We start from the raw sequence: 2037 nt of genomic DNA on the forward strand, positions 1-2037 counted from the left end.
TAAAAAATCGCTTGTTGGTGCTTTTGCTGGGTAATGGCGTGGTGTCATTTGGCGGTTGGATTGATTATATCGTGATTTTGACCGTATCTGTGTTCACGTGGAAAGCTGATCAATATGACGTCGCTTTTATTGGAGCGGCAACATTATTACCTGGTATCGTTCTGTCTAAGCCAATTGGAATGTTGGTAAGTCACCGTTCTATGATCCATTGGTTGCGGGCGTCACTGCTGTTACGGGCACTCTGTACTGTCGGTTTATTGATGGCGACGAGTCTGCAAGGATTTATTATACTGGCAGTTATTCGAGCGACATTCAACAGTCTAGCCATGCCTGCAATTTCCGTTCTCAGTGCAAATTCGGTGCCTGAAAACGGACGGACTCGTTACTATTCTGTGCTTAACATGATCAATAGCGCGGCAAAGATGATAGGACCTGCTTTGGGGAGTGCTCTGTCTGTACTTTTATCAGATACCTATACTTTATTGTTTTCTGGATTTTTGACATTGCTAGGCTTTATGGTGTTTTGTTGTCTTGGTGCACAACCTGTCTCGTCGCTCATGATAAAAACAGCGAATACCATAAAATCAAAGCAGAGGCTTTATGGGACAACTTGGTATGCCTATGTGGCGGTGATGTTTGTGTATTTTGCCATGATCTTTATGGTGAATAATCAGTTGCCGGTTATTCTTAGTGCAATGAAAATGAATAAACAGGCTCTTGGGATGCTGGTATCGGCTTCGGCAATCGGTAATTTTCTCTATGGATTTTGGAGTGTGAAACAATCAAAGTATAAACCCCTTACAGGCAAAATATCAGAGTTGTTAATGCCGGCAATGTCAACAATGATTGGTTTTGTCATGATCTCAGTGTGCTTTTTTTACTTTGATTTACTCCGTATTGAGACTTTGTTGCTCTGTTTTTTCCTTATTGGAATGGTTAGCGCTTACTTTTCCATATCTTCTAATGTTTATCTGGTAAGCAATTTCAATGAACAGATTGGATTGGCTTCCGGATGGGTGCAGTCTATACAAAATTTAGCTATGTTGGTGGCGCCGTTTGTTGGAGCGTTTGTTTTAGGTCACACTTCGGCTGGAAAATTGTTCCTTCTTTCTGGATTGAGTGGATTATGCTGTTTATTGGCTATCAGGATATTGCTGAACCGTTCTTTGTTAATTGTTCGATCTCAATGATTGGCTCATCAATAAAACAAATGTTTTAAATCATTTTTCTGAGATTTAGAGGACGTGGAGATAATCCAACATAGAGCAGCTTTTTTGACGTTATAGGTTTAATCTTTGATTTTTACTTAAACGCTCATATGTTTTTTTCGGGGCTTTGCCTTCTTGATACGGTTCCACTGTCTCGTAAACGCAATAGGGGGCATGGTTTTGAGCGACAATGTCATTTTTGTTTAACTCCGCTTTGCTACAAATAGTCAAACTTAAAAACTCAGCTGCCAATCCTTAATCAGCTTGACTTGAAGCAATAATGGAAACAGAAAACGAGGAGCTATAGTGTGAATTATCTTATATGCCGTAAAATATCATTCTTGGAGGTATGGTGATATCAGGTATGGGAAACTTTAGGCAGGGGGTATGGTAATTGTTGTGCTTTTGCTTAATCAGAAATCAACCACAAGATTGCTTTTTGTTTTTTTGGTTGGAGGTCTCTAAAATTTTTCAAAAGAGTGTGTTCTTTTTCGCTGTATGTTTCTTGATCACGGTGTGGGGTATTTTCTTTTGTTGAGATATCTTCTTTTGTAGCAATGTCTGCATAAAAAAGCTTATAGGAACTTCCAGTTTTTGAGCGATTTTGAGTAAATACCCTACGCTTACACGATTTAAGCCTTTTTCGTATTTTTGGATTTGTTGGAAACTGACACCTAAATGGCTTCCTAATTCTTTTTGGGAAAGCCCTATTGAAATGCGTCTGTGGCGGATTCTTTTGCCTATCAAAATGTCGATAAAATGTGGATTTTTAGTTGGCACTTCAAGCCCCCCTCCGGTTGCGAGCGCCCTCGCATTGGTATTCCGGGAG

The 2037-nt window shown here is 39.8% G+C and carries 1 protein-coding gene and 1 pseudogene; one reads left to right on the plus strand and one right to left on the minus strand.

What is annotated here, in order from left to right:
- Positions 1-1190 (plus strand): MFS transporter (locus ACFIL3_RS08270; RefSeq protein WP_375682058.1); only part of this gene is annotated, 1190 nt, incomplete at its 5' end.
- 427 nt (positions 1191-1617) lie between these two features.
- Here ACFIL3_RS08270 and ACFIL3_RS08275 read toward each other — a convergent pair.
- A pseudogene (locus ACFIL3_RS08275) lies at positions 1618-1988 on the minus strand (helix-turn-helix domain-containing protein).
- Positions 1989-2037 lie beyond the last annotated feature (49 nt).

Origin of the sequence: Bartonella sp. CE47NXGY, from assembly GCF_042195415.1 — a bacterium.
Taxonomy (GTDB): Bacteria; Pseudomonadota; Alphaproteobacteria; order Rhizobiales; family Rhizobiaceae; genus Bartonella.